General features: G+C 71.9%; 21 protein-coding genes. 11 read left to right on the forward strand and 10 right to left on the reverse strand.

The window, feature by feature from the left end; genetic code table 11:
- The first annotated feature begins 9 nt into the window (after positions 1-9).
- The 5 genes from AB0E78_RS10345 to AB0E78_RS10365 all read left to right on the forward strand — a co-directional run bounded on the left by AB0E78_RS10345 (position 10) and on the right by AB0E78_RS10365 (position 4,507).
- Positions 10-582: a hypothetical protein gene (locus tag AB0E78_RS10345; protein ID WP_361830245.1), complete on the forward strand. Its 573-nt coding sequence runs from the start codon at positions 10-12 to the stop codon at positions 580-582.
- A 10-nt stretch (positions 583-592) separates the two neighbouring features.
- Positions 593-946 carry a VOC family protein gene (locus tag AB0E78_RS10350; RefSeq protein WP_361830247.1) on the forward strand — a complete coding sequence of 118 codons (354 nt, stop codon included), beginning with the start codon at positions 593-595 and terminating at the stop codon, positions 944-946.
- A 91-nt stretch (positions 947-1,037) separates the two neighbouring features.
- Positions 1,038-1,682, forward strand: a complete 645-nt coding sequence (locus AB0E78_RS10355) for a GntR family transcriptional regulator (protein ID WP_361830460.1) — start codon at positions 1,038-1,040, stop codon at positions 1,680-1,682.
- Positions 1,683-1,860: 178 nt separating this feature from the next.
- Positions 1,861-3,138: an amidohydrolase family protein gene (locus AB0E78_RS10360; RefSeq protein WP_361830249.1), complete on the forward strand. Its 1,278-nt coding sequence runs from the start codon at positions 1,861-1,863 to the stop codon at positions 3,136-3,138.
- Between the two features lie 73 nt (positions 3,139-3,211).
- Positions 3,212-4,507, forward strand: coding sequence for an amidohydrolase family protein (locus AB0E78_RS10365; protein WP_361830251.1), 1,296 nt, complete (start codon positions 3,212-3,214; stop codon positions 4,505-4,507).
- A 45-nt stretch (positions 4,508-4,552) separates the two neighbouring features.
- Here the strand turns inward: AB0E78_RS10365 and AB0E78_RS10370 are convergent, their stop codons facing one another.
- From AB0E78_RS10370 to AB0E78_RS10410, 9 genes are all read right to left on the reverse strand, one after another.
- A complete protein-coding gene (locus AB0E78_RS10370) occupies positions 4,553-6,532 on the reverse strand; it encodes a DUF5107 domain-containing protein (RefSeq protein WP_361830252.1) in 1,980 nt (659 codons plus the stop codon).
- 40 nt (positions 6,533-6,572) lie between these two features.
- A complete protein-coding gene (locus AB0E78_RS10375; RefSeq protein WP_361830254.1) occupies positions 6,573-7,154 on the reverse strand; it encodes a GNAT family protein in 582 nt (193 codons plus the stop codon).
- Positions 7,155-7,186: 32 nt separating this feature from the next.
- Positions 7,187-7,432 carry a hypothetical protein gene (locus AB0E78_RS10380; RefSeq protein WP_361830256.1) on the reverse strand — a complete coding sequence of 82 codons (246 nt, stop codon included), beginning with the start codon at positions 7,430-7,432 and terminating at the stop codon, positions 7,187-7,189.
- 141 nt (positions 7,433-7,573) lie between these two features.
- Positions 7,574-9,307: an alpha/beta fold hydrolase gene (locus AB0E78_RS10385; RefSeq protein ID WP_361830462.1), complete on the reverse strand. Its 1,734-nt coding sequence runs from the start codon at positions 9,305-9,307 to the stop codon at positions 7,574-7,576.
- Positions 9,308-9,560: 253 nt separating this feature from the next.
- Positions 9,561-10,484: an LD-carboxypeptidase gene (locus tag AB0E78_RS10390; protein WP_361830258.1), complete on the reverse strand. Its 924-nt coding sequence runs from the start codon at positions 10,482-10,484 to the stop codon at positions 9,561-9,563.
- Entirely contained in the window at positions 10,481-12,487 is a 2,007-nt protein-coding gene (locus AB0E78_RS10395) for an LpqB family beta-propeller domain-containing protein (protein ID WP_361830259.1), read from the reverse strand. The genes AB0E78_RS10390 and AB0E78_RS10395 overlap by 4 nt, the downstream gene beginning before the upstream one ends.
- A gap of 15 nt (positions 12,488-12,502) precedes the next feature.
- A complete protein-coding gene (locus AB0E78_RS10400; RefSeq protein WP_361830261.1) occupies positions 12,503-13,855 on the reverse strand; it encodes a M20/M25/M40 family metallo-hydrolase in 1,353 nt (450 codons plus the stop codon).
- Positions 13,848-14,681: a M55 family metallopeptidase gene (locus AB0E78_RS10405; RefSeq protein WP_361830262.1), complete on the reverse strand. Its 834-nt coding sequence runs from the start codon at positions 14,679-14,681 to the stop codon at positions 13,848-13,850. The genes AB0E78_RS10400 and AB0E78_RS10405 overlap by 8 nt, the downstream gene beginning before the upstream one ends.
- 6 nt (positions 14,682-14,687) lie before the next feature.
- Positions 14,688-16,109 carry an MFS transporter gene (locus tag AB0E78_RS10410; RefSeq protein WP_361830464.1) on the reverse strand — a complete coding sequence of 474 codons (1,422 nt, stop codon included), beginning with the start codon at positions 16,107-16,109 and terminating at the stop codon, positions 14,688-14,690.
- Between the two features lie 221 nt (positions 16,110-16,330).
- Here AB0E78_RS10410 and AB0E78_RS10415 point away from each other — a divergent pair, with 221 nt between their 5' ends.
- Positions 16,331-17,257 (forward strand): LysR family transcriptional regulator, encoded by a 927-nt coding sequence (locus tag AB0E78_RS10415; protein WP_361830264.1) that lies wholly within the window; start codon positions 16,331-16,333, stop codon positions 17,255-17,257.
- On the opposite strand, the gene AB0E78_RS10420 is transcribed toward AB0E78_RS10415, so the two are convergent.
- Complete coding sequence (locus AB0E78_RS10420) at positions 17,241-18,284, reverse strand: tellurite resistance/C4-dicarboxylate transporter family protein (RefSeq protein ID WP_361830266.1); 1,044 nt, start codon at positions 18,282-18,284, stop codon at positions 17,241-17,243. The genes AB0E78_RS10415 and AB0E78_RS10420 overlap by 17 nt on opposite strands.
- 196 nt (positions 18,285-18,480) lie before the next feature.
- Here AB0E78_RS10420 and AB0E78_RS10425 point away from each other — a divergent pair, with 196 nt between their 5' ends.
- The 5 genes from AB0E78_RS10425 to AB0E78_RS10445 all read left to right on the forward strand — a co-directional run bounded on the left by AB0E78_RS10425 (position 18,481) and on the right by AB0E78_RS10445 (position 23,333).
- The gene (locus AB0E78_RS10425) at positions 18,481-19,887 is read left to right on the forward strand and encodes a radical SAM protein (protein ID WP_361830268.1); all 1,407 of its coding nucleotides are present in this window, start codon (positions 18,481-18,483) and stop codon (positions 19,885-19,887) included.
- A 94-nt stretch (positions 19,888-19,981) separates the two neighbouring features.
- Positions 19,982-20,143: a hypothetical protein gene (locus AB0E78_RS10430; RefSeq protein WP_361830270.1), complete on the forward strand. Its 162-nt coding sequence runs from the start codon at positions 19,982-19,984 to the stop codon at positions 20,141-20,143.
- A 135-nt stretch (positions 20,144-20,278) separates the two neighbouring features.
- Positions 20,279-21,748, forward strand: a complete 1,470-nt coding sequence (locus tag AB0E78_RS10435) for a radical SAM protein (RefSeq protein WP_361830272.1) — start codon at positions 20,279-20,281, stop codon at positions 21,746-21,748.
- 4 nt (positions 21,749-21,752) lie between these two features.
- Positions 21,753-22,463, forward strand: coding sequence for a hypothetical protein (locus tag AB0E78_RS10440; RefSeq protein WP_361830273.1), 711 nt, complete (start codon positions 21,753-21,755; stop codon positions 22,461-22,463).
- 87 nt (positions 22,464-22,550) lie between these two features.
- Entirely contained in the window at positions 22,551-23,333 is a 783-nt protein-coding gene (locus AB0E78_RS10445; protein ID WP_361830275.1) for a class I SAM-dependent methyltransferase, read from the forward strand.
- Positions 23,334-23,406 lie beyond the last annotated feature (73 nt).

Here is a 23,406-nt window from a genome sequence, read left to right on the forward strand (position 1 = left end):
GCTCACCGCATGCGAAGGACAGAGGCACTGCTCATCGGGGGCCGTTCCGGCGCCGGCAAGTCCTCGGTCGGCCTGGAGGCCGCGGCGCTGCTGAGGGCGGCCGACGTGGGGCACGCGTACATCGAGGGCGACGTCCTGGACGCGGTCCATCCGGCACCGGAGGGCGACCCGCACCGCTCCGGGATCACCGAACGCAATCTCGCGGCGCTCTGGGCGAACTACACGGACCTCGGCTGCCATCGCCTCGTCTACACGAACACGGCGAGTGTCCTCGCGAGCGAGGAGTGGCTCTTCACCGCCGCCCTGCGCGGCCCGCGCATCATCCGCGTGCTCCTCACCGCGTCGGACGCCACCGTCGGGGAACGGCTGACCGCGCGCGAACGGGGCTCGGAGCTCCAACAGCAGCTGCGCCGCAGCGCGTTGATGGCCCGGCGTCTGGAGGAGCACGCGGCCGACGGCACGCTCCGCGTGGCGACGGACGGGCGGCGGGTCCAGGTCATCGCGGCCGATGTGGTGGCCGCCACGGGGTGGAACTCCCGGAAGTCACCCGAAACGATCACGCATGGCGGCCGGGCCAACTAGGCTCGCCCGTATGGAGATCCTGGGAGCCACGCTGCGTATCTGCGTCGAGGACCTGGAGTCCTCGGTCGCCTTCTACGAACGCCTCGCGGGCGGCACCGCCCAGCGCTTCGAGCGCGAGGGCGTGTCGGTCGCGGCGGTCGGCTGCTTCCTGTTGATGAGCGGGCCCGAGCGTGAGCTGGAGATCCTGCGGAAGGTCTCGGCGACGATCGCGGTACCGGACGTCGACGAGGCGTACGCCGTCCTGAACGCGTCGGGTGCCCGGGTCATCGCGGGCCCCCTCCCGACGCCGGTGGGCCGCAACCTCATCGCGGTGCACCCGGACGGCACGGTCTTCGAGTACGCGGACCGGCGCCCGGCGACCTGACCGGTCTGCCCGTATCCTCCACGGCAGGCAGGCCGAACGGAGGACGGTGCACGTGGCGGGCAGTACGGCGGACGGTACGGAACGGGTCTCGATGAGCGCCCAGGCGCGCGAGGCCGTCCGGCAGCGCATCGTGGACCGCCGCTATCCGCTGGGCTCGCGACTGGTGGAACGTGAGGTCGCCGAAGAACTGCGGATGTCGCGCGTCCCCGTGCGGGAAGCGCTCCGCGCCCTGGTCGCCGAGGGCCTGCTCGAACTCCTGCCGCACAGCGGGGTGCGCGTGCGCCGCCTGGAACGTTCCGATGTGCGGCACCTGTACGAGGTGTGGGAGCCGCTCGCGGTCCAGGCGTCCCGGCTCGCGGCGCGCCGGGTGGCGCGGAGCGCGCCGGACGAGCCCACGGAACTCGCCGCGCTGCGGGCCACGCTCCACCAGGCCGAGCAGGCGTCGGACGTGGACGACGGGCCGCGCGAGGTCGCCGCGCACACGGCCTTCCACGAGGGCATCGTGACCCTCTCCGGCAATGCCCTCCTGGCCCGCACGATGGAGCAGCTGAGCTGGCAGCTCCAGCTCTTGTTCGGCATGCGCGCCGAGCCGGACCACATGCGGGCCCAGCATGAGCTGATCTACCGCCAGATCGCTTCGGGCGACGTGGAGACGGCGGCGGCGAGCACGCTGCTGCATGTGCGGGACAGCCAGGCGGTGGCGCTGCGGTCTCTCTTCGAGGAGAGCGGAGCCTGAGGCGCCCCGGCGCCCGAGAGCAGACATTTCTGTATACCAAGCCCTTGACGGTCACTCCGGCTCGGAGCACTGGGCGGAACATACCCGTACATACCTCTGCCGCTCCTTGCGGGCCACTCCAGCTTGGTATACAAACTGGCGGACGCGTTCCCTCCGTAACCCGTCCTGGAGCAGCCCCATGTGCGTCGAGAACACCCCTCCGCCCTCCTCGCGGCTCACCCGGCGTGGCGTCCTCGCCGGTGCCGCCGCGCTCGCCGGGACCACGGCCGTCCTTGCCGCGTCCTCGCCCCCGGCGAACGCCACGGGCCCCCGTGAAGGGCGGGCGACCGGCGGTGATCTGGTCATCGAGGGCGGCACGCTCCTCGACCCCGCGACCGGCGATGTCGCCGAGGACGCGGTGGTCGTCATCGTGGACGGTGTCGTGCGCTCGGCGGGCAGGCGCGGGCGGGCGGACGTGCCCGAAGGAGCCGAGGTGCTCGACGCGCACGGCAGCTGGATCCTGCCGGGTCTCGTCGACGCGCACATCCACCTCAACACCGCGGCCGAGGCACGCGACGCGGTGCTGCGCGGGGCCACCAGCGCCCGCAGCGGCTCGACCAACTTCTTCCAGGACATCGCCGTACGGGAGCTGGCCCGCCAGGCACCGGAGCAGGCGCCCCGGCTGCGCGCCGCCGGTGTCTTCGTCACGCCCGACCTGGGCGACACGATCCTCGCCGACCCGGAGCTGACCCCGCTGGCCAGGCTCCGTGACGGCGTGCGCTCGCCCGAGGCGCTGCGCCGCGTCGTCGAGGTCAACCTCGCCCGTGGCGCGGACGTCATCAAGACCCGGGTCAACGAGCGGGCGGGGCTGCCCGAGCAGGACCCGCTGGCCCAGGTGTACGACCGCGAGCAGCTGTCCGCCGTGGTCGCGGCGGCCCGGCGCGGCGGCAAGGGCGTGCTCTGCCACAGCTACAGCGAGAAGGGCTGCGACGACGCCGTCATGGCGGGCATCCGCTCGCTGGAGCACGGCGCGTTCGTCGGCGAGCGCACGCTGCACGAGATGCGGCGCAGGGGCACCTACTTCACGCCGACGCTCACGGCGATCGCCGGGCTCGTCGACTCCTCCGACCCCGTGCTCGCCGAGCGTGGCCGCCAGTACCTGCCGGTCCTGAAGCGGGCCGTGCTCGCCGCCCACGAGCTGGGGGTGCCGCTGGCCGCGGGCACGGACTCCTCCGGCGGGAAGATCAAGCCCATCGGCCGCGAGGTGGAGCTGATGCGGACGGCCGGGCTCTCCGCGCTCGACGCGATCCGCACGGCCACCACCGGCGCCGCGAAGCTGCTCGGCCTGGAGCGCACGGCGGGCCGCCTCGCGCGCGGTTTCGCCGGTGACGTACTCCTCGTGGACGGCGACCCGCTCTCCGACGTGACGGTCCTCAAGAAGCCCGTACGCGTGGTGCGTTCGGGCATCGCGCTCTGAACTCCCCCGAGTCGCCCGACTCCCCCGCCCCTCCCGGCAGTCATCCGCGCACCTCACCCCTCAAGGAGACCCCATGACGCCTCTCTCCCGCCGCGGCGTGATCGGCGCCGCAGCCGCCCTCGCAGGCACCGGAGCCGCCCTTTCGGCCGCCGTACCGGCCGCCGCCGCTCCCCGCGGCAACGGCAAGCACCCCAAGGCCGTCGTGTTCCGCAACGTCCGCCCCTTCGGTGCGAAGACCCCCGTGGACCTGACGGTGGTCGACGGGAAGATCACGCAGGACCGGGCGCCCAAGGGCGCCAGGGTGATCGACGGTGGCGGCCGGGTCGCCCTGCCCTCGCTCGTGGACGCCCACATCCACCCGGACAAGACGACGTGGGGCAGCCCCTGGCTGACGCGGAAGCCGGCGAGCGGCATCGCCGACTACTGCGCCCAGGACTTGGAGGTGTTCAAGAGCCAGCCCCGCCCGGTCGGCGAGCGCGCGTACGGCCTGATGGCGCACGCCGTGACGCGCGGCACCCGCGCGATGCGCGCCCACGTGGACGTGGCCCCGGCCTACGACCTGGCCGGTGTCGAGGGCGTGAACGCGGCCCGCGAGCGGCTGCGGGACGCGCTCGACGTGCAGATCGTGGCGTTCCCGCAGCACGGCGTGATCCGGACCCCCGGCACGGCGGAGCTCCTGGAGGAAGCGGCCCGCTCCGGCGCGATCGACCTGGTCGGCGGCATCGACCCGATCAGCTTCGACCACGCGATGGACGAACAGCTCGACCTGGTCTTCGGCCTCGCGGACCGCCACGGGGTCGGTGTGGACATCCACCTCCACGACCGCGACGAGAAGGGCACGGAGGTCCTGCGGGCCATCATCGACCGCACCCGCGCGCTGTCGCTGCGCGGCAAGGTCACGGTCAGCCACGTCTTCTGCCTGCCGAACCTGTCCGACACCGACCTGGGCAAGATGGCCGCCGACCTGGGCGAGCAGGACATCTCCCTGACGACGGTCGCGCCGAACGAGTCCCTCGTCCTGCCGATCGCGAAGCTGCGCGAGCACGGGGTGCGGGTCGGGCTCGGCTCGGACGGGGTGCGCGACTCGTGGAGCCCGTTCGGCAACGCCGACATGCTGCACCGCGCGCACCTACTCGGCTGGGTCACCGACGTCCGCCTCGACGACGAGCTGGCCGACTGCTACCGCGTGGGCGCGCACGGCGGCGCCGACGTGCTGGGCCTCGACCACGCGGATCTGAAGCCCGGCGCCCCGGCCGACTTCATCCTCGTACGCGGCGAGAACGTTCAGCAGGTCCTGGTGGACATGCCGCAGCGGGACATGGTGGTGCACGGCGGTCGCGTCGTGGCCAGGAACGGCGAGCTGGCGTAACCGATCCCCCGGGAGGGGTGGCTGCCCCGCCTCTCCCGGGTACCGTCACTCCTGTGACGCGGCCCGCATCCGGTAGTCGTAGCGGGCGGGCAGCTCTTCGTCGGTCGCCGCGCGCCACAGCTCGCCGAGCACCTCGGCGCCCTCGCGCAGGTCGGCCACCTCGAAGCCCTCGTCGAAGATCGCCTTCGCCGCGGTCTTCTCCCCCTCCGCCAGGAGCAGTTGCACCTCGATGAGGCGGAAGCGGCCTTCCGCCCGCGTGGACGCGGGCAGCCGGTCCCACACACCGCGGGCCGCCGCACGGCGTCCGGCCGCGAGCAGGACGCCTATCGCCTCCCTGCCGAGGGCGGCACTCGCCGACGTCCACAGCACACCATCGTCGCGCCGCTCCTGGCACAGGTCGTCGAAGGCTTCCGCGTACCGGTCGGCGGCGCGCTCGATGTGGCCCGCGTCCTGGTCGGCGACGGCGAGGCAGCGCAGCAACGGCCAGCGCGACGGGGCGAGTTCGAGGCCCCGTTCCCAGCTGCGCACCGCCTGGGCCAGGTCGCCGGCGTGCCACTGCGCCACACCCAGGTGATACTCGGCGACCGGCCGCGCGGGCGCCGTCTCCAGCATGTCCCGCCAGTGCGGGGCCACCAGGGTCGGCCCCGGCGGCGCCACCCGGCGCGGCTCGGGGACAGCACCGGAGTGCAGCAGCTCGAGCCACGGCTCCTGTTCGGGACCCAGCGTGGACTCGGCGAACGGCGTGCCCGGCACCTTGTACCCCGCCCGCAGGACTTCGAGCGCGCCCCATCCGGACCCGGTGGCGAGGACCTCGCCCGGCTCGGTGTCCGCGCTCCGCCGCCACGCGTCGTACGCCTCCTCCACCGCACCGCGCGGCAGCGCGTCCGCGAGCCGCGCCTGCGCCTCCTCGCGTGCGGCCCGCCAGTCGGAGCCGTGCACGAGGCCAGGATCCGCGGACAGCGGTCCGTAGGACTCCAGCCAGCTGAACTCGCTCTCGGCGTCCAGGCGTACGTGCTCCAGCTGGGTCCGCGCGAGGCCCGCCTGGATCTCCGCGTACCCGCCGGTGCCCGGCTCCGTCAGCCACTCCTGCCAGCGCCGCCCGCCCGTGCCGGAGCCCCACACGAAGAGCTTGCGGCCGCGCAGCAGGTCGGTCGACGTCTGGACGAGGCCGTGCCCGCCGTCGTCGAGCGCGGCGATCCAGCGGCGCGTCCGGTCCGGTACGTCGTAGAAGTAGTCGGCGGCGTACTCGCTGCGCGTCGGATACGTCCGGTCCACCCCGTCGGTCTCCGGCACCGGCACCCTGCGCAGACCGCCGGAGTAGCCGAAGTGCCAGGCCTCGTCGGCCGGGGCGAGGACCCGGCGCTCCTCGGGCACCGCGATGTTGGACCACCAGTAGACCGGCACCGCCCGCTCGTGCGGATTGCGGATCCGCACGCCGACATGGAGGAAGTCGGAGTCCGCGGGCAGCCACAGGTCGACCTGGAACGGCACGTCCCGCAGCCGCTCCCACTCCCAGAGCCGCAGCATCTCGCCGCCGTCGGGCGCCGTCATCCGCGCGGCGTGCAGCGGCGCGCAGGACAGGGTCGTATGGCCGGTGGCGCCGATGTTCCACTCGATGCCGCCGGAGAACCAGGCACCGTTCAGCGCGAAGGCGGCGGGCTGCAACACCGGGTTGCGGTAAAGGAGTTCACGGCCGGTCGGCTTGTGGAAGAGGGAGTGGACGCGGCCACCGAAACCCGGCAGGACGGTGGCGCGCAGCCGGTCGTTCTCGATGACCAGCGTGTCGATCGCCGTGTCGGTCCGCTCGCGCCCGTACCCGTCGAGCACCCGCGTCGGCAGGACACCGCGCAGCGGCTCGTACCCGAGCTGCCGCGCCATGTCGCGCGGCAGCCCCTCTCTGCCGCGCTCGTCCAGCGTGTGCACCTCGCGGAGCGGCCGCAGCGGAGGCAGCGGGTTCTCGGGGCCCAACGGGGCGGCGGGCAGCGTCAGTACGTCACGTCGCACGGTGGTCGTCACGATCACCATGGAACACGGTCGGCGCCGTCCCGACCAGGGGCTATCCCGGTCAGGATTGTGCAAAGGGGTCCGGGTGCCGGGTCATCTCCGCGGTCAGTGCCCAGCGTTGGTGGTCGCGCCACGCCCCGTCGATGTGGAGGAAGTCCGGCGAGAAGCCTTCGAGGCGGAACCCGCGGCCCCGGGCGAGCGCGATCGACGCGGTGTTGCCGGGCTGGACGTTGATCTCCAGGCGGTGCAGGTCCAGTACCTCGAAGGCGTACCGCGTGACGAGTCCGAGGCCCTCGCTCATCAGGCCGCGGCCCGCCGCGTGCACGAAGGCGCCGTACCCCAGTGCCCCGCACCGGAAGGCGCCCGCGACGATGTTGTTGATGTTGATGAATCCGGCGATGGCGCCGCCGGGCGCGTCCTCCCGGCCCCGCTCGCAGACCAGGAACCCGGTCCTGCCCCGGCCCTCGATGAGCCCGCCCGCGTAGGCGGCGTACGCCTCGTCCGTCGTGGGCGGGAACAGCCAGGGGCGGTGCAGCTCCCGGCTCTCGCGGGCGCGCGCGGTGAATTCGGGGCCGTCGGCGTAGGTGTAGGGGCGTATGCCTACCCGGGGTCCCTCGGCGAGATGAGCGGTGCTGTGGTGCATCCGGCCACGCTAACCGCCCCGGTCCGGGACCTTCACCTGCGCCGCCGCATGAAGTACGCCCCGCACAGCGCGCCGATCAGACCGGTGCCCAGGAGCGCCACCCACAGCGGCATCGTCACCTCGGGGATCAGGAGTCTGATCTTGGTGTGGCGGGTGTTCTCGAAGATGAAGACCAGGGTGAGCACGGCGACCACGAAGACGGCGATCCTGCCGGGCGTCATGACGCCACCGCCGCCCGAGCCGCCCTTGGAGCCGCCCGTGGAGCTGCTGGGACTCATACGTGGACCTTCCGTCGGAGCTTCGACCGGCCTCCCCCGGTGACCAGCATGGGCAGCTGGGCCGGGTTCGCGCGCGGTGGATGCCCCGCCGGGGTGGGGGTGAGGGCCGTACGGGTGAGCCCCGGTCCCGCGGACGGGCGGTCAGCGGACGACGGGCAGCTCGATCACCCCGGTGTCCTCGGGCGCGCTGGTCACGGTCACCGGCTTCACTCCCCTGTTGCCCCCGTACGCGTCGTCGCTCGCCGCCACCACGAACCTCAGCCTGTGCCCCGCTTCGTACCGGTGCACGATCCCCGGCAGCGACACGGTGAACGGCTTGGTCACGTCCGGCACGCGCACGGGCGCCACGAGGCGGTGCACGAGCGTCTTCTTGCCGTCGGGGGCGATGTCGTACAGCTTGGCGAAGAGGACCAGCTTGTCGGCCGCGTCGCCGGAGTTCTGCACCCGCTCGGTCCGGGGCGAGACGACCTTGAGGGTGGCCTTCGCGGATCCCACCACGTCCACGGGGGCGGTCAGCGGCTCTGTCGTCCAGTCGAGGTAGGTGCCCTTGGTGTCGTGCGGCGCGGGGTCGGGCAGGCCGATCAGGCCTGCGAGGGAGCTCTCGGAGTGGCTGGTGGGGATGAGCCAGTTGCGGTACTCGCGGCTGCCGCGCGCGACCTGCTCGCGGTGGTCGACGAGCTTGCCGTCGCCGGACAGGTACAGCTTGCGGTTCAGGGCGGGCACCGTGGCCGCGGTCGCGTAGGAGCCGTTCGGCGCGCTGTCGGCCGGGACCCAGTCCTGGTGGTAGGCGAAGGCGGGTCCGGTGTCGACGCCCTTCTTCTGGTGGAGGTAGCGGTCGAACCAGGACAGGACGCGCTTGCCGACGTAGCTTTTCTCCAAGTTGCCCTCGGAGAGGCTGAGTTCACCTGACGCCGCGTCGGTGAGGCCGCCGCTGTGGCCCGCCGACTGCCAGATCATCTTCGTCGTGGTGCCCTGCGCCTTGAGCGTCTTGTACGTCGCCTGTGCCTCGTTGAGGTTGAAGAGGCTGTCGACCTGGCCCTGGATCAGCAGCGTGGGTGCCTTGACCCGGGAGAGGTACGAGACGGGCGAGACGCCGCGGGCGTACTTCTGGAGGGCCTCGGTCTTGTCGGCGGGGTAGCGGCCGGAGTTGAGCGTACGGATCGTCTCGCAGGCCTTGGTGGCGAAGTGCAGGCAGGTGAGCGAGTTGATGCGGGAGGGATCGAGGCTGGGTTCGAGGAGCGGCTGGCCCTCGCCAATGAGGTAGAAGCCGTTCATCCACTGCCACTTGGAGGCGCCGGGGACGCTGCGGTCGGACGCGTTGTTCGGGTCGAGCGAGTAGCTGAGGTCGTTCCAGGTGATCATCGGCACGAGGGCGTCGACCCGGTGGTCCACGGCGGCCGTCGCCAGCTGGATCGCCCCGCCGTAGGAACCGCCGATCATGCCGACGCGCGGGTCGGCCGAGCCGTCCTTGGTGACGTAGTCGACCTTCGTGCCGTCGTCGGCCGCGCGCTTGCCCGCGAGGAAGTCGACGAGACCGGAGGCCGCCCTGCCATCGATGTCCGGGTCGTCGAGGGAGATCAGACAGCCGGACTTGCCGAAGCCGAGCCCGGAGTAGACGAGCCCGACGTAGCCGCGCTCGGCGAAGGCCTTGCCGGTGGCCGCCGTCCCGCCCTCCGACTTGCTGCCGCCGAAGCCGTTGGTGGTGAGGACGGCGGGCGCCGGGTGCGCGGCGTCCACTCCGGCGGGGCGGTAGAGGTCGGCGTCGACGGTGCAGCTCCTGCCGCCTGCCTGGACCGTGAACTTCAGCGGGGTGACCGTGAAGGGGCCGGTGGCGCTCGCGGGCGCGGGCGCCGCCAGTGCCAGCGGCGCGGCCAGTGCGGCGCCGACGGCGAGGGCGAGCGGCGCGCGGGTGCGGGAGCGGGTACGACGGGGTGCGGTACGACGGGGCACAAGACCTCCACGCTGAGGACAGCCGACTACCGACCGGTAAGTAACCGGCCAGGGTCATGTTGTGACACGTGTCAGGCGAAGGTCAACGCCCGTGACAGGAGTTCTCGGCAGGAATTGACGGAGATTCAGTGCGGAAGGGCGCCGCGCATGGCGGCGCCGGTCGCACGCCCTCGCCCCCTCACGCCAGTGCGGGCACGTCCAGGGTCAACGTCCCGTCGTCTGCGTCCAGTTCGCCCTCCACGCCGAACGGCACCGTGAGCGCCCCGTCGCAGTGCCCGAACCCGAACTCCTCGACGACCGGCACCCCGAGCCCGCCGAGCCGGTCCAGGAGCAGCGCCCGCACGGTGTCGTACGGATCGCACTGGGCCCACGAGCCGAGCAGGACCCCGCGCACCCCCTCCAGCCAGCCCGCACGGAGGAGTTGGGTGAGGTAGCGGTCGATGCGGTACGCCTCCTCGCCGACGTCCTCCAGGCAGAGCAGCCCGCCACGCGCCGACATGCGCATCCCGGGGGCGCCGAGGTCCGCGGCGAGCAGGGAGAGGCAGCCACCGAGCGTGACGCCCCGGGCGCGGCCGGGCACGAGCGCGGTGCCGCCCGAGGCGATCACCTGGACCTGCTCGGGTGCGAAGAGCGTGGCCCTCAAGTGCTCCTGCGCGCGGCTGCTCTTGAGGAAGTCCATGGCCGCGCTCATCGGCCCGTGCAGGGTCGCGAGGCCCATCCGCGCGGCGAACGCCTCGTGCAGCGTGGTGATGTCGCTGTAGCCGACGAACACCTTGGAGCCCGCCGCCCGCATCGCCGCCCAGTCGAGCGACTCCACCATGCGCATCGCGCCGTAGCCGCCGCGCGCGCAGAGCACCGCGGAGACGGACGGGTCGCACCAGGCATCCTGGAGGTCACGGGCGCGGTCGGCGTCCGTACCCGCGAGGTAGTCGAACCGCTCGTGGCGGTCCAGGACATGAGGGGCGACGACCGGGTCCAGGTCCCAGCCGCGCAGGATGTCGAGGCCCGCCTGGAGCCGTTCCTCCGGGATGGGCCCGCTGGGCGCGACGACGGCGACCCGCGCGCCGGGAGTGAGCCGCGCGGGACGCGTCAGGGGTTTCACTTGGAGAGCTCCAGGGTGGGCGCGGCGCCGGCCAGCTTGAGGCGGAACACCTGGGCGTACAGGGCGAGTTCCGCTTCCAGGGCCCGGATCAGGGTGTCCGCGCGGCGGAATCCGTGCCCCTCGCCCTCGAAGGCGATGTAGGCGTGCGGCACACCGCGTCCCTCCAGTTCGGAGACGAACCGCTCGGCCTGTTCGGGCGGACAGATCACGTCGTCGAGCCCCTGGAGCAGCAGGAAGGGCACGCTGACCCGGTCGGCGTGCTCCGCGGGGGAACGCTCCACGTACCGCGTGGGCACCTCGTCGAACGGCCCGATCATCGAGTCCAGGTACCGCGACTCGAAGTCGTGGGTCCCGCCGGCCGCCCATTCCGTGAGGTCCAGGACGGGGTAGATGATCGTGCCGCAGGCGTACACGTTTGTCGTGGTCAGCGAGGCGGCAGAGGTCCAGCCGCCCGCGCTGCCGCCGCGGATCGCGAGCCGGCCGCGGTCGGCGGTGCCCTCGTCGGCCAGGGCCAGGGCGACGGCCGCGCAGTCCTCGACGTCCACGATGCCCCACTGCTCGCGCAGCCGGTTGCGGTAGGCGCGGCCGTACCCGGTCGAGCCGCCGTAGTTGACCTCGGCGACGCCGATGCCGCGCGAGGTGAAGTAGGCGATCTCCAGGTCAAGGACGAGCGGGGAGCGGCTGGTGGGCCCGCCGTGCACCCACACCACGTACGGCGGGAGTTCCTCGTCGGGAGCCACGCAGGCCGGGTGGTGCGGGGGGTAGATGTGCGCGTGGACCTCGCGGCCCGCCGGGCCGCTGAAGGTGCGGATGCGCGGCTCGGGGTAGTACGCGGTGTCCACCGGGTCGTCGTGCGCGGCGCCGATGACACGGGCACGGCCGGTGCTCGTGTCCAGCTCCACGACCTCGTACGCGCTGCGGGGGCTCGCCGCGACGCCGACGGCGCGGGTGCCGTTCACCGCGACGGTCGCCGCCCACTCCGTCCAGGGGCCCGCCGCGTCGACGACTTCGCCGGTCTCCGGGTCGAGCACGCCGAGCGCCGTGGCGCCCTTGCCGTGCACGACGGCGACGAGGCCGCTGTCCAGGGGCGCGAACCAGCCGGAGCCGACCTGCCACAGGGGGCCGCCGAACTCCTCCTCGCGCGGACAGACCGGTATGCCGTCACCGCCGACGGCGGCGTCACCGCGGTAGAGGTTCCACCACCCCGTGCGGTCGCTGGCGAACAGCAGCCGCCCGTCGGGGGCCCACTCCACCTGCGCGACGGACTCCTCCGGGCCGCCCGCGAACACCCGCGGCGAGCAGAACGTGCCGTCCGCGCGGACATCGGCGACCAGCAGCTCGGTGCCGTCCCACGGCATCCGGGGGTGGTCCCAGGCGATCCACGCCACGCGGGCGCCGTCCGGCGAGAGCCGGGGCCCGGTGATGAACCGGTGCCGGTCGTCGGAGAGTTCCCGCACCGCCGCCCGGTCGCCGGCCGCGGAGCCGTCCAGCGGCACGGCGACGGCGACCCTGCGCACGTCGGTCGGCCCCTCCCCGGTGAACTCCTCCAGGACGCACCAGACCTCGCCCCGGTCCAGGTGCACGCACGGGTCGATGTAGCGCAGGCCGCCGCCCACGTCGGAGAGCGGAGTCAGCGGGCGCGGCACGGCCGCGGGAGTGTCGGGCGCGTACGCGTACAGGCGCTGGTCCGCGAAGTTGGCGAACACGACCAGCGGCCCGTCGGGGCCCTCGGCCCCGGCCCACGAACGCCCCCCGTACTCCATGACCCGGCTGCGCACGTTCCACGGCTCGGGCAGCACGGACTCCTCCGTGCCGTCCCGGCGCCGCCGCACCAGGGCGCGCCTGCCGCCTTCGGCCGGCCTCGGCTCGGTCCACCACGCCTCGTCCCCGACGAAGCCCACGGTGGCCGGGGAGCCGTCGTGGGCGGCGGCGAGCGCCGCGTCGATGGGCGACGGCCATGATCCGTAAGCCTGGGTCTCCATCATGTCCTTCTCTTCCCCCATGATCGGTTGTGTTCCCTAGGCCGTTCTCAGATAGCGGTCGAGTACGCGGACGCCGAAGTGCAGCGCGTCGACCGGGACGCGCTCGTCGACTCCGTGGAAGAGCGCTTGGTAGTCGAAGCCCTCCGGTGTCCTCAGCGGCGAGAAGCCGTAGCCGGTGATGCCGAGTCGCGAGAACTGCTTGGCGTCTGTGCCACCGGACATGCAGTACGGCACGACCTTTCCCTCGGGCGCGAACTCCTCGACGGCCGCGCGCATCTTCGCGTACGTCGACGAGTGGACCGGCGCCTGCAATGCCACCTCCCGGTGGTGGAACTCCCAGTCGACGTCCACTCCGGTGAGCCGGTCAAGGGTGGCGGCGAACTCTTCCTCCCCACCCGGCAGATACCGGCCGTCCACGTAGGCGACGGCCTCCCCGGGAATCACGTTCACCTTGTAACCGGCCTGCAGCATCGTCGGGTTGGCGCTGTTGCGTACGGTCGGCGCGACGAGGTCGCCGGCCCGGCCGAGCTTCATCAGGAGCGCGTCCACGTCGAATCCGGGCGCGTCCAGGTCGGCGTGCTCCCCGTACAGCGCGGCCAGTTCGGTCAGGGCGGCCCGGACCGTCGGCGTGAGCCGCACCGGCCAGCGGTGCTCACCGATGCGGGCGATCGCGGCCGCCAGCTTGCTCACGGCGTTGTCGGGATTCACCTTCGAGCCGTGGCCCGCCCTGCCGCGCGCGGTCAGCTTGAGCCAGCCGGTGCCGCGCTCCCCCGCCGCGATGGCGTAGAGCTGATTGCCGCGGCCGTCGTGGAAGGTGAAGGCGCCGGACTCGCTGATGCCCTCCGTGCAGCCTTCGAAGAGGGACGCGTGCCGGTCGGCGAGGAACCCGGAGCCGTCCTCGGCGCTCGCCTCCTCGTCGGCGGTGAACGCGATGACGATGTCCCGCCGGGGCCGCACTCCCGCGCGCGCCCAGCCGCGCACCACGGAGAGGATCATCGCGTCCATGTTCTTCATGTCGATGGCGCCGCGGCCCCATACGACACCGTCGCGGATCTCCCCGGAGAAGGGGTCCACGCTCCAGTCGGCGGCCTCGGCGGGAACGACGTCCAGGTGCCCGTGGACGAGCAGCGCGTCGGCGGAGGGATCCGTGCCCTCGATGCGTGCGACCACGTTCGTACGGCCCGGTGTCCGCTCCAGGAGCGTCGGTTCGAGCCCCGCTCCGGCGAGCCGCTCGGCGGCGTACTCGGCGGCGGGCCGCTCCCGGCAGTCACCGCTGCCCCTGTTCGTGGTGTCGATGCGGATGAGCTCCGAGGTGAACCGGACGACCTCGTCGAGCGCCTGCTCGTCGACGTGTCCGGCGGCCCGATGCCCCGGCTGCTCCTCAGCCATACTGTTCCTCCACGGCGGCCGATGCGATCGTCGTGACCGCCTTGAACGTACGAATGCCCTCGTACATGGTGTCGCTGGTGTAGGCGATCTTCCGCTCGCCTGTGCGTCGCACGCCCGGGACCACGGTGGACGCCATGGACAGATGCTCGGCGTCGAATTCGAGCTCGACGGTGAACGGGCCGCCCCGGACCGGTTCGTGCCGCACGGCGAGCCGCGCCGCCTCCTTGGCTGCGGCCCGGATGTCGGAGGCGGTCCGCCGCGGGGTGCGGCAGACCGCCGCGTACCGCGACACGTGGTCCTTGACGGCGACCTTCAGCGCGCCGGGCGCATAGCCGAGCGCGTCCTCGCAGGCCAGGTCGTCGCCGGTGACGAGGACCACGGGCACCCCGTACTCGGCGACGACATGGGAGTTGAGCAGCCCCTCGCTCGCGCGGTCGCCGTTGACCCACACGCCGGTGATCGAGTTGGCGAGGTAGGTGTGCGCGAGCACGCCCTCCATGCCGGCGCCCGCGTGGTAGCCGATGAAGGCGATGCCGTCCACGTCATCGTGCTGGACGCCCTCGACCATGGAGAGGGACTTGTGCCGGCCGGTGAGCATCTGGGCCCGCTCGTCGAGGTCCTCGAGGAGCAGATTGCGCATGGTCCAGTGGGCTTCGTTGATGAGCACCTCGTCGGCGCCCCCGTCGAAGAAGCCGAGCACGGCGGCGTTGACGTCCGAGGTGAACATCGAACGGCACCGCTCCCACTGCGGCGTACCGGGCAGCACGTCAGCGGGCCAGGTGACACCCGTGGCCCCCTCCATGTCTGCGCTGATCAGGATCTTCATGCCGCCTCACGCTACGCGTTCACCAACTCCTGGACCAGGTCCGTCGGCGACCGCTTCGCGCGTCGCGTACGGAAGAGGAGTACGTGTCCCGCCGGTCCCCGAGCGGAGTCCGAAGGCGCTGATCAGCGCGGCGAGCAGGGCCGCGGCGAGCGGGACCCAGAGGGCCGCGCGGTAGCCGTCGAGCAGTGCGGCGGGTGAACTCGCGGTGGTAGCACGGACGTTGACGAAGGTGACCGCGGAGAGACCGAGGGCGGCGCCGAACTGGAAGGCGGTGTAGAGCAGCCCTCCGGCCAGGCCCTGCTCCTCCTCCTTGACGCCCTCCGTGGCGACGATGGTGAGCGGGCCGTAGGTGAGGGCGAAGGCGAGGCCGAGGATGATCAGGGCGGGGAACATCGCCGGGTACGACCAGTCGGCGCCGACCGGCAGGAACAGGGCGTAGGACAGCGCGGCGAGCAGCAGACCGCCGAAGATCACCCTGGGGTTGCCGAAGCGTTCGACCAGTCTGGGGGTGAGGGTGGGCGAGAGCACCGCGTCGGCACCGACGACGATCAGCGCGAGGCTGGTCTGGAGCGTGGACCAGTCGCGCAGTTCCTGGAGGTAGAGGACGACCAGGAACTGGAACCCGAAGAAGCCGCCCGCGAAGAACAGGCCCGCGAGGTTGGCGCGGACCAGGGCGCCGCTGCGGAAGATCCCCAGACGGACGAGCGGGGCGGCCGAGCGGCGCTCGACGGCGACGAAGACGGCGATGAGGGCCAGACCCGCGGCGATGATGCCGGCCGTGACGGCGGCGCTCGCGTGGGAGGCGCGCTCCACGCCGAGGACGAGCAGCACGATCGCGGCGGTGACGGTGAGGGCGCCCAGCAGGTCGACGCGCTGCCCGGTGCGGTCGGGCCGCGAGGACCTGGGGACGAAGGCGAGCGCGGCGGCCAGGATCAGGGCGGAGAGCACCACGGGCACGAAGAACACCCAGCGCCAGCCGATGCCGGTGAGCAGGCCGCCGACGACCAGGCCGATGGAGAAGCCGCCCGCGGCGGTGCCGGAGTAGAAGAGCAGCGCCTTGTTGCGGCGTGGGCCCTCCTCGAAGCCGGTGGTGATGATGGAGAGGCCCGCGGGAGTCATGAAGGCCGCGGCGACGCCCGTGACGAAGCGGGCGACGATCAGTGTCCAGCCCTCGGTGGCGAAGCCGCCGAGACCGGAGAAGACCAGGAAGACGGAGAGCCAGAGGACGAACATCCGGCGGCGTCCGAAGAGGTCGGCCGCACGGCCGCCGAGCAGCATGAAACCGCCGTATCCGAGGACGTAGGCGCTCATGACCCACTGCAGGGACCCGGTGGACAGGCCCAGGTCGGCGCGGATGGACGGCAGGGCGATGTTGAGCATGGCGACGTCGATGCCTTCGAGGAAGATCGCGCCGCACAGGACGAGCAGGACGCCCCACTCGCGAGGTGTAAAGGTGACCGGGGAGGCGCTGGGCGCCCCGGCTGATGACTCTCTTCGCGTACTCACGTCGGTTCTCCGCCACATCGTCGCTGGTGCCGGGGTTTTCCCGGCTCACTCACCCTCGATCAGGGCGTATGGACGGAACAACGGCGAAGAACGCAACGTTCGTTCAGTCAGGCTTACCGATCCGAGCTGCCTGGGGGGCGCCGATGGAACGCGACGAAGTGGAGTGCTTCCTGCTCCTCGCCGAGGAACTGCACTTCGGCAGGACGGCCGAACGCATGCGGCTGTCGCGCGCCCGGGTGAGCCAGCTCATCCAGCGCACCGAACGCCGCGTCGGCGCACCGCTGTTCGTGCGCACGAGCCGTCGCGTCGGGCTGACCGCGATCGGCCGTCAGCTCCGTGCCGACCTGGAACCGCACCACCGGGCCATCGACGCGGCCGTCGAGCGGGCCGCGGCCACCGCGCGCGGCATCGACAGTGTGCTGCACGTCGGCTTCGCCAATCCGCTGGCCGGCGAGATCGTGATGCGGGCGACGGAGGCGCTGCGCGTGAGCCATCCGGGGCTCGCGGTGGAGATCTGCGAGGTGCCGCTCGGCGATCCGTACGGGCCGTTGCGCAAGGGCGAGTTCGACGTGCAGCTCACGGAGTTGCCGGTGCGCGAGGAGGACCTGGGCGGCGGTCCCGCGCTGATCGCGGAGGAGCGCGTCCTGGTGATCGCCTCCGCGCATCCGCTGGCCGCACGGGACTCGGTGTCGCTGGAGGATCTGGCCGACGTGCCGCTCCTCACGATCTCGGGCGAGGTGCCCGACTACTGGCTCGAACACCACGTCCCCGCGCGCACCCCGTCCGGCAGGGCGATCAGCCGCGGGCCCGGCGTGACCAACATGCAGGAGGCGCTGATGCTGGCCGCGGGCGGCAAGGGCGCGTTCCTCGCTCCCGCGCACACGGGGACGTACTTCGCCCGGCCAGGAGTCGCGTACGTGCCCTTCACCGATGCCGAGCCGGTCGGGTACGGCCTGGTGTGGCGGGCCGGCCACGGCACGGGGGCGGTCGCGACGTTCGCGAGGACCGCCCGCGAGGTGACGCAGGGGGATCCCCGGAGCGTGGCGGGCGCCGTCAGCGCGGCGGGCTGAGGTCCGCGGGGACGGTCGGGGTCCGCGCGTCGTCGCGCGCCGATCGGAACGCGCCGACCGCGACCACCGCCCAGACCGCGAGCGCGGGCCAGAGCAGCACCTTTCCGCAGGTCCAGAGCGCCGGAACGTCCGCGGCCGTGGCGGTGGAGAGCGAGGCGACGCCGGTCATGCCGAGGGGGAAAACGGTGGCCCAGCGGCGTACGTCGTGGTGCAGGCGTGGCCACCGCAGTTCGCAGACGACGAGGACCGCGTACCAGGCGAAGGCGATGCCGAGCGCGACGAGGGTGACGATCCGCAGGGCGTCGTGCGCCGGGGTCGCCCACCGCAGCGCACCGTCCGGCACGGCGGCGGCGACCAGCTTCGATCCGGCGAGGGCGGAGATGGCCATGGCACCGGCGATGATCCAGTGGTCGCCCCGGCCGGTGGCGAGCTGCCGGAAGTCGAAGCGGAACAGCACCACGCCGTACAGGACGAGGCCGATGACGAAGAGGGCAAGGGCGGGCCACATCAGCCACGCCTGCCGGTCGGCGGTGGCGACGGTCGCGGCGAGGACGACGATCGCCTGGGTGGCCACGCACACCAGATAGGCGGCGCCCGGCACCTTGCTCTGCCAGTGGCGGATGACGTGGGACATCAGCGGCGGCCAGAGTAGCGCGCTGAGGCAGAGCAGGGCGATGGAGACGGGCTGGTGTCCGAGCAGGGAGAGCCGGGTGCCAAGTACCGCCGTCGCGGCGACGGCGGTCAGGGCGGGCGGGGTGTCGATCTCGCGGCGCCAGCGGTCCCGTTCGGTCAGCAGATGCCGGGCGAAGACGGCGGCGAGGAACAGCCAGACCAGCAGGGCCACCACGAGCAGCGCCAGTGACGCCCACTCCACGCCGAGCAGGTGCAGGCCGACGGAGAGCACGGCGGTGGCCATGACCGCGGCCCCGGCCGCGGGCGGCAGTCCGTCGGCCCGGTTCAGCCGGTCCGCCCGGTTCATCCGGCCCGTCCGGCGCCGGGCGCGGCTGTCGGCTGCGTCCCTCGGCATGGCGCGGCTCCAGCGGCTCCATCGGCGTACGGGTTCCCGCCCGTGATCCTGACACGGGCGGGGGCTCCCGGCATGTCGGCAGGAGCCTGGGCGGCGGGAGCCGCGGGTCGGCAGGAGCTGCGGCAGGTGCCTTGCCAAGCTCTATTCAACGGTCGTAGAGTTCAACACCGGACGAGTTCAACGGGTGTTGACTTTGATGTTCGTCCGCCCCCACGGCGCCCCCTACGACCAGGAGAGGCAGGGCTCGCTCGTGCAACAGATCCCCTTCCAGATGAACGACGGCGGCCTCGTCGCTCTCCTGCCGGACGGGCACGTCGAGTTCCTGGCGGCGCCCGCCCGGGAGCTGATCCTGCGTCACAACGCGGGAAGCCCCGTCTCCTCCGCCGAGTTGATGAGCCACGTGCTCACCGATCCGCTGGTGGAGCTCGAGCGGTTCCATCTGTCCGCGCCCGCCATCGCGTTCGTGGAGACCACGAACCTCTGCAACCTGCGCTGCCGGCACTGCTACGCGGACTCCGCGCTCAAGCGGCCCGACGAGATATCCACCCCGCGGATCAAGCGGCTTCTGGACGACTTCGCCGACATGGGCGTGCTCCAGGTGTTTCTGACGGGGGGTGAGATCTTCTCGCACCGGGACGCGGGAGAGATCATCCGGCATGCGCGCAGCAAGCCGTTCAGCACGCAGATCTTCACCAACGGGCTGCTCATCACCGAGGAGCGGCTCGCCGAGATCCCGGCGGGGCAGTCGTTCTTCATCAGCTTCGACACCGCCGACCCCGAGCGCACCGTGCGCGGCAAGATGGACTTCCCCAAGCTGCAGCGCGCCTTCGAGATGATGCGCAAGCACGGGCATGTGTTCCGCACCGCGATCTCCGTGCACCGCAACAACATCCACGACGCCGAGGAGATCTTCGACTGGTGCGCCGAGCACGGTTATCCCCGGCCCCAGTGGCTGGAGACCCATCCGGTGGGCCGCGCCCTGCTCCACCCGGACATGCTGCTCAGGCCCGAGGACGTCGATGAGGTCTTCGGGGTCTACCAGCGGTGCATGGAGCGGTACTCGTCGGATCCGGGATACGCGGCGGCCGGTGCGGGCGACGGGACCGGCCCGGGCGAGGAGAGCGGCACCCTCACGGGAAGCGGCGGGAACGGAACCGGGCGGCGCGCCGCGGACGAGATCCGCGGCGTCGACACCATCAAGTTCTGCCAGCGCCTCGAACGTGCCGTGGGGCAGGAGAAGTGCGGCCGCTCCGTCGTCTATGTGAACAGCCGTGGCGACGTGTACCCGTGCAGCAACTGCATGTCCGGCCAGCTCTACGGCGCGGGCAACATCACCGAGCGGTCGTTCAGGGACATCTGGGAGCACGGCTTCGACGAGTTCCGCGACATCAAGTTCAGCGACCACTCCGTCTGCGGCCAGTGCCCGGTGGCCCAGGAGGACATCTGGTGCCAGTTCCGCTGCCCGCCCCTCGCCCGCAACATCACCGGCGACCCGAAGGGCTGCGGGGCCACCGAGTACCTCCAGGAGTTCACCCTGCGCTCCGGCCGCTACTGGCGTGGGCGCGCCCAGCGCGACGTACGGCTGACGCTGACCCCGCGTTAGCCGCCGGAGCGCCCTCTTGCCCCCGCTCCCGACGACGTGAGCGGGCCCCTGTCAACGGCGGCACCACCGAGCCGCCCCACCGAAGGGAAAGATCATGGGAGCCGAGGAGAAGAAGGTCATCCGCATACATCTGGAGCCGGGGCAGGAGGGCGTGACGCTGAGCGCCGTCGGCGCCGCTTCGGCCACCGCGCCCGCCGAGACGCTGGTGGAGGCCACCACCGTCACCGAGGCGACGGTCATCGAGGTCGAGGTCTGAGCCTCACACGTCCCGTGACCCGGCGCACCGCCGCCCGGCACCGGCCTCGCCCTTGAGGCGGGGCCGGGCCGGGACGGCCGCGCCGGCCACCCCTCCGGTCCATATCCCGTCACCAGAGACGAGGTCGCGACGAGCATGGAGAAGACCGCCTCAGCCAGCACCACCACCCTCCGCCCCGGCACCGGGCTCGCGCGACTGCTCCAGGAGAACCCGGCGCTGCGGATCGGCCAGGACGACTACAACATCAACGTGACCGCCAACTTCGGCGAGGAGCTCACGGATCAGCACGTGGCCGACGCCCTGCGGAACCATCCGGGGGCCGGACGTCCGGCGCATCTCTACTTCCATGTGCCGCTGTGCGCGTACATCTGTCACTTCTGCAACTACGTCAAGCGCAAGGTGCCCGACGGGCCCGAGGGCGACCGGGCGCCGCGCGTCTGGACCGATCTGTTGCTCGACGAGTCGGACCGTCAACTGGCCCACTCCCCCTGGCTGTCCGCCGCCCGGATCGAGTCCGTGTACTTCGGCGGAGGCACCGCGTCCCTGCTCGGCACGGAGCAACTCGCCCGGCTCGTACGGCACATACGCACGCGCTACACGCTCTCCGAGGACTGCGAGATCTCCCTGGAGGGCAACCCCGACAACTTCCAGCACGACGAGCTCGCCGAGGCCTGCGCCATCGGCTTCAACCGCTTCAGTGTCGGCGTCCAGTCCCTGCAGAGCGAGGTCAACGCCTTCGCGGGGCGCGGCCATGACGCCGCGATGTCGCTCACGGCGGTGGAGAAACTGCGGGCCACGGGGCGGCCGTTCAACGTCGACATGATGTTCGGCCTGCCGCAGCAGAGCGTGGCCACCGTCGCCGACGGCATCCGGCGCCTGGCCGGCCTCGACGTCCCGACCATCACCATCTACCGCCTGCGCAACGCCGATCGCGCGAAGATGGGCATCGGCAACCGCGCCCTGTGGAACGTCGAGAGCGTCAAGGCGCGGCTGAACGACGAGCACCGCTTCCCCGCCCTCGGCGAGACGTATGAGATGCGCGAGGCCATCGTCGAGACGCTCCTGGACGGCGGATACCACCCGAGCCCCTGCGGCTGGTGGAACCGCCCCGGCGTCTATCCCGACGGCAACATCCCCCGGGTCTCCCGCAACAAGTGGCAGCGACACGACTCGATGATCGCCATCGGCCCCGGCGCGTACGGCTGGCTGACCGGTGACGGGGACGAGATCGTGCAGACCCACAACATCGCCGACATCTCGTCGTACGCCCGCCGGTTGCGCGAAGGGCCGGGGCTCCCCCTGGCCTCGGGACGGCGCCTGGTGGGCCACGAGGCCATCGGCATGGTCCTCGGCTTCGCCTTCAAGGCGAACCAGCCGATCGACGCGGCGCGGTTCAGGAGGCGGTTCGGCGTGGAGCTGTTCCGCGACGAGCCGTTCGCATCGGTCTTCGACGAACTGATCGAACGCGGACTCGTGGAACCGGTGCCGGGCACGACCGAGAGCGTCGCACCCACCCTGGACGGCGAGGCGCTGCACGAGGAGATCATCAGTGTCTACTTCCACCAGCGCGTCGGCGGTTTCGCCGAAGCCGTCTGCCGTCGGTGATCCCGTGGCCGTACAGGAACGCACTCAGTGGCGGATCGACCCCGCGGGGGCGGCCTATCGCACCCGGCGGTCGTTCCCGGCGGGACCGCCGAACGCGACCGTGCTGCTCGCCGGGCCCGGCAGCGTCGGCGCCCTCGACGGGGAGGGCCGCGACGACATCCTGCTGCGGGACCTGACGTACCGTCTGGTGGCGGGCGGGGCGCAGGTCCTCACCTGCGACATGCCCGCGAGGGACCGCGGACGGCCCGCCGACGAATCCGATTCCCTGGCCCGCGCCGACCGGCTCGGCCAACTCCTGCGTGCGCACGAGCACTTGGCGGTCGGACCGATCACCCTGATCGGCTTCTCGCTGGGCGGGCAGGCCCTGCTCCGGATGCTCACGTCCGGTGACCCGCGGCAGACGGACCGAGTGGTCCTGGTCGGCACGGTCCTTGAGGAGGACACCTTCCTCAGCAGCCAGATCGAGACCCTCGACCTGGTCTACGGCAGCCTCGACCTGATCGGTTACGTCGCCGAGACGGACGACGGCCTGCCGCCCGTGGCCCTGACCCCCGACATGTACGGCAAGTGGTCGGCGGCCCGGCTCATCGGGCGGCACGCACTCGACGTACACGTCTATCTGTTCAAGGGGCTCGGGCACACGCTGCACCCCTGCGCGGACGGCCCGGTGCCCGATCCGGTCTCGGCGCTGACCGCGCTCGCGGCCGGCCGCTGACCATGGAAGCGCTTCGACGCGTCGGCGCGTTCGGACGAAGCCCGAGGAAGACGAAGCCCGAGGAAGAAGAGGAAGTAGGCCGAGAACATGCTCTCCAGCCAGCGATTCGACAAGATCGCCGACAATTTCGCCACCAGCGAGGTGCACAGGTCGAGCCCCACGATGGAGGCCCTGCACGAGACGCTCGGCCCGCAGACCGGCAAAGAGATCTGCGACGTGGCCTGCGGTGCGGGACACCTGGCGCTCTCCTTCGCCGACGAGGGCCCGGCCCGTCTGGTCGGCGTCGACCCCGCGCCCAACATGCTGGAATCCTTCCTCAAGCTCGCCGCCGAGCAGTCGGCGCCGGTGGAGTCCGCACAGGCCTTCGCCGAGGAACTCCCCTTCCCCGACGGCTCGTTCGACCTCGTCGTGTCCCGGCTCGCCCCGCATCACTTCCGCGACATGCCGACGGCGGTGGGTGAGATGACCCGGCTCCTGAGGCCCGGCGGGCGGCTCGCCGTCATCGACCTCGAAGGGCATCGCGACCCGGCGGTCGACGCCTTCAACCACGAGCTGGAAATGCTGCACGACCCGACCCACCACCGCAGTTACACGCTCACGGAGTGGGTCCGCTTCTTCCAGGACGCAGGTCTGAACGTGCCGGTGGCCCGTGGCTCGCTCTCGGAGAGCCGCACCGGCGTGCCCATCAAACGGTGGTGCGAGATCGCCTCGTCGGGCCCGGAAGCCGAACAGACCATCCGCCAACGGCTCTTCGAGGCACCGAGCGGCCATCTGCACGCCCTGGGGGTCCGCAGGGACGGCGACGAGTTCCGCATTCCCGTACGCACCTGCATGGTGATCGGCGTCAAGCCGCTGCGTGGGGTGCGCTGAGATGCCGGTCATCAGACTGTTCTCGCCCGCGCCGAGCCCCGGGGAGTCCGTACTCGCCGAACTGGCCGCCTCC

Source organism: Streptomyces sp. NPDC032198, from assembly GCF_040636975.1.
GTDB lineage: Bacteria > Actinomycetota > Actinomycetes > Streptomycetales > Streptomycetaceae > Streptomyces.